General features: G+C 40.6%; 5 protein-coding genes. 4 read left to right on the top strand and 1 reads right to left on the bottom strand.

The window, feature by feature from the left end:
- Positions 1–222: 222 nt before the first annotated feature.
- Positions 223–3,885 (bottom strand): phosphoribosylformylglycinamidine synthase, encoded by a 3,663-nt coding sequence (gene purL / locus OC25_RS00830; protein ID WP_039470698.1) that lies wholly within the window; start codon positions 3,883–3,885, stop codon positions 223–225.
- Between the two features lie 183 nt (positions 3,886–4,068).
- Here purL and gloA2 point away from each other — a divergent pair, with 183 nt between their 5' ends.
- From gloA2 to OC25_RS00810, 4 genes are all read left to right on the top strand, one after another.
- Positions 4,069–4,449 carry an SMU1112c/YaeR family gloxylase I-like metalloprotein gene (gene gloA2 / locus OC25_RS00825; protein ID WP_039470697.1) on the top strand — a complete coding sequence of 127 codons (381 nt, stop codon included), beginning with the start codon at positions 4,069–4,071 and terminating at the stop codon, positions 4,447–4,449.
- 27 nt (positions 4,450–4,476) lie between these two features.
- On the top strand, positions 4,477–4,995 hold the full coding sequence (locus tag OC25_RS00820; RefSeq protein ID WP_039470696.1) for a hypothetical protein: 519 nt from the start codon (positions 4,477–4,479) through the stop codon (positions 4,993–4,995).
- Positions 4,996–5,001: 6 nt separating this feature from the next.
- The gene (locus tag OC25_RS00815) at positions 5,002–5,703 is read left to right on the top strand and encodes a tRNA1(Val) (adenine(37)-N6)-methyltransferase (RefSeq protein ID WP_039470692.1); all 702 of its coding nucleotides are present in this window, start codon (positions 5,002–5,004) and stop codon (positions 5,701–5,703) included.
- A 170-nt stretch (positions 5,704–5,873) separates the two neighbouring features.
- Positions 5,874–6,365, top strand: coding sequence for a metallophosphoesterase family protein (locus tag OC25_RS00810; protein ID WP_039470690.1), 492 nt, complete (start codon positions 5,874–5,876; stop codon positions 6,363–6,365).
- Positions 6,366–6,367 lie beyond the last annotated feature (2 nt).

Raw genomic sequence — 6,367 nt, 5'->3', positions numbered from 1 at the left:
TAAAGATTGCTTCGTCGGCTGAAAAAGCCTTCTCGCAATGACGACATTCTTAGGTGTCTGTCAATGGTAGCGCAGTGCAAAGGAGTCGGGAAATCTACTTGAGCTTTCTCTGCTTCGCTTCATCCAATAGCTATCGGATTGAAATGACGCATTGTTTTCGGAGCAAAAAAAAATGGATGAAGGTTTTTAATCCTCATCCATTTTACATTTTCCATCAATTGATTATCCGTGGTTTTCGATCCACTTGCGGGCGTTTACAAAAGCTTCCATCCATGGCGAAACTTCGTCTTTTCTGCCTGCCGGATAATTTGCCCAGTGCCATTGGAACAATGAACGTTCAATGTGCGGCATCATTACCAGGTGACGGCCGGTTTCATCGCACAACATTGCGGTGTTGTAATCTGAACCGTTCGGACTAGCCGGATAAGTTTCGTAAGCATATTTAGCTACAATTTTGTATTGATCTTCTGCGTACGGTAACGAGAATCTACCTTCGCCATGCGATACCCAAACACCTAAGGTGCTGCCTGCAAGGCTTGATAACATTACCGAGTTGTTTTCCTGTAAGGTTAATGAAGTGAAAATACTTTCGTGTTTGCCGCTTTTGTTATGCAACATCTTAGGTTTATCGGTGTGGTCTTTATTAATTAAGCCCAGCTCAACAAATAACTGACAGCCGTTGCAAATACCTACAGATAAAGTATCAGGGCGGGCAAAGAATTTTTCTAAAGCAATTCTAGCTTTCTCGTTATATAAAAATGCACCAGCCCAGCCTTTTGCCGATCCTAAAACATCAGAGTTAGAGAAACCACCCACAGCACCAATAAACTGAATATCTTCTAAGGTCTCTCTGCCCGTAATTAAATCGGTCATGTGTACATCTTTCACATCAAAACCTGCGAAATACATGGCATTTGCCAGCTCGCGCTCAGAATTACTTCCTTTCTCGCGGATAATGGCGGCTTTTGGTCTAGGTTTGGTTTCGTCGATTACCGGTTTTTTACCGTCGAAAGTAAGCGGGAAACTATAATTTAAAACGTGGTTTTTATAATTATCGTAACGCTCTTTGGCTAAACCATTACCGGTTTGTCTGTTATCTAATAAGTATGAAGTTTTAAACCAAACATCGCGCAGGTGATCGATATCGAAACTAAAGTTGTCGGCAGCATTTTTAACTTCAAGCGTAGCCGAAGTGCTTACCGTACCAATTTTGTGGAAAGTAACGCCGTTTTGAGTCAATGTGGCTTCTACAGCGGCATCGGCCTGGAAAACTACGGCAATATTTTCTGCAAAAAGCAATTTAATGCTATCCTGCTCTGCTAAAGCCGATAAATCGATTTGAGCACCTAATCCACGGTCGGCAAAACACATTTCCAACAGGGTCGTAATTAAACCACCACTACCAATATCGTGTCCGGCCTGGATTTGGCCTGCTTTAATTAATTGTTGTAAGGTGTTAAATGCATTTTTAAACTGATCTGCGTTTTTAACATCAGGGGTTTCGGTACCAACTTTGTTTAAAATCTGCGCGAATGATGAACCGCCCAGTTTATAACTATCGTTTGATAGGTTGATGTAATAAATAGCACCACCATCTTTTTGCAATACGGGCTCAACTACTTTGGTAATATCATCGCAGTTGGCACCAGCCGAAATAATTACGGTACCAGGTGCAATCACATCTCCGTTGGCATATTTCTGTTTCATTGATAAAGAATCTTTCCCGGTTGGGATATTGATTCCTAAACCAATTGCGAAATCAGAACAAGCTTTTACGGCTGAATATAATCTGGCGTCTTCGCCTTCATTTTTACAGGCCCACATCCAGTTGGCAGAAAGCGAAACGCTTTTTAAACCATCTTTTAAAGGAGCCCAAACAATGTTCGAAAGAGATTCGGCAATGGCGTTGCGGCTACCTGCAGCCGGATCAATCAATGCCGAAACAGGCGAGTGACCAACTGAAGTGGCAATACCTTCTTTACCCTGAAAATCTAAAGCCATTACACCGCAGTTGTTTAGCGGCAATTGTAACGGACCAGCACATTGTTGTTTCGCCACGCGGCCACCCACACAGCGGTCAACTTTGTTGGTTAACCAATCTTTCGAAGCAACAGCTTCTAATTGAAGCACTTGTTCCAAATAGGTGTTTAATTGGCTGGCATCGTAATTCAGTTCGCTGTATTTACGATCTACGGTGCTATCTTCCATTACAATTTTAGGCGAGCTGCCAAACATGGCTGCAAGTTCTAAATCCATTGGTTTTAAACCGGTAGTAGCCGATTTAAAGGTGAAACGGTGATCGCCGGTAACTTTACCTACGGTATACATTGGTGAACGCTCGCGGTCGGCAATTTTTTGTAAGGTTTCGATATGCTCGTTACCAATTACCAATCCCATTCTTTCCTGCGATTCGTTACCAATAATTTCTTTTGCTGAAAGGGTAGGGTCGCCTACCGGAAGTTTATCGAGGTTAATTAAACCACCGGTTTCTTCAACCAGTTCTGATAAACAGTTTAAGTGACCACCTGCACCGTGATCGTGGATAGAGATGATCGGGTTATGCTCGCTTTCTACCAAGCCACGAACGGCATTTGCCGCACGTTTCTGCATTTCAGGGTTCGATCTCTGGATGGCATTTAATTCGATGCCGCTTCCGTGCTGACCGGTATCAGCAGATGAAACTGCTGCGCCACCCATTCCGATTCTATAATTTTCGCCACCCAGGATTACGATATTATCGCCTTCCTGTGGTTTAAGTTTTTGTGCCTGACTGGCTTTGCCATAACCAATACCACCGGCAAGCATAATTACTTTATCAAAACCAAGGGTACGGTTATCTTCTTCGTGTTCGAAAGTTAAAACCGAACCGGTAATTAGCGGCTGACCAAATTTATTTCCGAAATCGGTAGCACCGTTTGATGCTTTGATCAGGATATCCATTGGGGTCTGGTATAGCCATTGTCTTTCTTCTACACCTTGTTCCCATGGGCGATTATCTGCTAAACGAGAAAGCGCGGTCATGTAAACTGCAGTTCCGGCTAAAGGTAAAGAACCCTGGCCACCGGCTAAACGGTCTCTGATTTCACCACCCGAACCGGTTGCAGCACCATTAAAAGGCTCTACAGTAGTTGGGAAATTGTGTGTTTCTGCTTTTAGAGAGATTACTGAATCGAAATCGCTTAAGGCATAAAAATCAGGTTGATCGGCACGTTTAGGTGCAAACTGCTGTACTTTAGGACCTTTAATAAAAGCAACGTTATCTTTATAGGCCGAAACAATATCGTTCGGGTTTTCTTCAGAAGTTTTACGGATGAGCTTAAATAAAGAGGTAGGTTGCTCTACACCATCGATTACAAATTTTCCGTTAAAAATTTTGTGACGGCAGTGTTCTGAGTTTACCTGCGAGAAACCGAAAACTTCAGAGTCGGTTAACGGTCTTTCTAATTTCTGCGCTAAAGTGTTTAAATAATCTACTTCTTCATCACTTAAAGAAAGTCCTTCCTGTTTATTGTATGCTGCAATATCAGTAATTTCTAAAATTGGCTCAGGCTTAATGTTAATGGTATAAACCTCCTGGTCAATCTTATCGTATTTTTGAGCAAGCATCGGATCGTAATCTGCAAAGGCTTCGTCAACCTGTTTAAATTCTTCGATTCTGATAATGCCCTGCATGTCCATGTTCTGGGTAATTTCTACCGCGTTGGTACTCCATGGAGTAATCATAGCTGCTCTTGGCCCAACGAAAAAGCCTGTTAAAGCTGTTTCTTGCGAGATTTTGGCACCGCCAAATAACCATTCGAGTTTAGTAATATCAGTTGTAGAAAGCGCTTTGTCTGTTTGTAAAACAAAAACCGCCTGCGATTGACTAAGGAAGAAATGAATCATGCTTTTTTTTTGAAGTCGCAAATTTAGCGTTTTTAATTAAGAATAGCTGCCTTTTGGTGGATTGAATGAGAGAATTTTGAACGATTTTAAAATAATGACCGAATGATTGAATTTTGAATAAGAGAATGTAGAACTTTGCAAATCATTCAATCGTACACTGATTCTTTAATTCATTCATTTTTTATGCTACGTATCCATCACATCGCTATTATTTGTTCTGATTATGAAAAATCGAAAGATTTTTACGTGAATAAACTGGGATTTACCGTGCTGGCCGAAGTTTACAGGGCGGAACGGAAATCATATAAGCTTGATCTGGCGGTAAATGGAGTGTATCAAATTGAGCTTTTTTCTTTCGAAAATCCACCTGCGCGTCCATCGCGACCTGAAGCACAAGGTTTACGTCATTTAGCTTTCGAAGTGGCGGATATTGAAAAAGAGATTTCGCGCTTAAATGAACGAGGAATTGTTACCGAGCCTATCCGCATTGATGAATTTACGGATAAGCGCTTTACTTTCTTTGCTGATCCGGATGGTTTGCCTTTAGAATTGTACGAACAATAGATTTTTATCAAAATATAACGCTCAAAAATGAAAAAAATGCTCTTGATTTGTGTCGTGGTTTGTTGTTTTATCAATACACAGGCACAATCGCCAATTAAATATACGGCTAAAGTTGAAGCAGGCTATCATTTGTTCCTGTCCAGGCCACTAAAAATCGATGCCGTTGATGGGGGCATGGGTTATCAGCTAGGAGGAAAACCTAATGGATTGGATTTAAGTTTAGTTAATGGCATAAGCTTCAAGCGTAATGTTCGGTTGGGTTTAGGTCTTTCTTATTTGAATTATGAAGGAATTAATGGTTTTTCAGTGTTTGGCGACTTTGAGTATGTAACTATAAAGGCTAGCCTTGCACCGGTATTTAATCTGAAGTTAGGAAGTAGTCATATTAATAATCAATATGTTAATGGTTCTACTGTTGCCTTTGTTGATTTAAGTGGAGGTGTTGAGCACAAAGTAGGTGAAAAACTAAGTATACAATATAAAGCAGGCTTCAGGTTTGTACATCAATCCATTTTTTTACCCATAAGGATAGGAGCAAGATTTTAATAGTAGATGAGTATCTTTAAATTCAAGCAGTTCGAGGTCGATCAGGCCGGTTGCGCCATGAAGATTAATACGGATGGCGTTTTAATTGGGGCGATGGCCAATCACAACATGCCTAAAAATATATTGGATATCGGAACAGGTACTGGTGTAATTGCCATGATGTTAGCGCAGCGTTTTCCTGATGCGAACGTACATGCGGTAGAAATCGATGAGCAAGCTGCGAAAACTGCTGAACGAAATTTTCAACAATCGACGTTCAATCGTCGTTTAACCATCAGCAATACAGCAATTGAAGAATACAATTCTGCTGAAAGATTTGATCTGATCGTATCCAATCCACCTTTTTTTGTAAATGATTTGAAGAATGAAGAGGTACGGAAAGGAATCGCGAGGCATGCTGCGGAGGGGTTTTTTAGCATGCTGGTGAAAAAGATAAATGAGTTGTTAACGGCCGATGGAAAAGCATGGCTGATCCTTCCAGTAAAGCAAGCCGATGAGGTGGTGCTTCATGCCAGACAATATGGAATTGGACTTTTAGAAAGGGTTCATGTCCATTCTGACCGATCTAAACCTGCGTTCAGGCAAATCATTTGTTTAGGGAAAAATAACGCAGCACTACAGGAAAGCGATTTCTATCTTTATGAAGATTTGAAGGTGCATACCGCCGAATATAAAGTACTACTTAAAGATTTCTTTTTGGCTTACTGATTTAACCTTGCTATTGATGTCAAGATTGTACAATTAAAGTAGCGTATTTTTGTAAGTCATTACAGTCTTTTTGTAAGTATTTTGTCGTTTGTATGGAGCGATTTTTGATTGAATTTTATGCTTTACGGCTGTCATCTCCTGTAAATTAAGCACACAATTAAGTTTACATAATGAAAAAAATAGGGTTAATTTCTGATACACATGGTTTTTTAGATGATGCGGTTTTTAAACACTTTGAAAGTGTGGATGAGATTTGGCATGCTGGCGATTTTGGTCCGGATGTAGCTGAACCGTTAGCGGCTTTTAAGCCATTACGTGGTGTGTTCGGAAATATTGATGATGCAGTGATCAGAAATGAATTCCCAGAGAAAAATCGATTTAGCTGCGAAAGGGTAGATGTGTGGATGACACATATTGGTGGATATCCGGGTAAATATTCAGCTTTGGTTAAGCCTGAAATATACACTAACCCTCCAAAATTATTTATCACCGGACACTCGCATATTTTAAAAGTAATGTTCGATGAAAAGCTAAAATGTTTGCATATAAACCCCGGTGCGGCGGGAAAACACGGTTGGCACAAAGTGAGAACCCTGATCAGGTTTTGCATTACTGACGAAAATATTCATATCTTAGAGGTCATAGAATTATCGGGTAGATAATG

It is taken from the genome of Pedobacter kyungheensis (assembly GCF_000812965.1).
Classification (GTDB): Bacteria; Bacteroidota; Bacteroidia; order Sphingobacteriales; family Sphingobacteriaceae; genus Pedobacter; species Pedobacter kyungheensis.
This window is presented reverse-complemented; position numbering and strand designations above follow the sequence as displayed.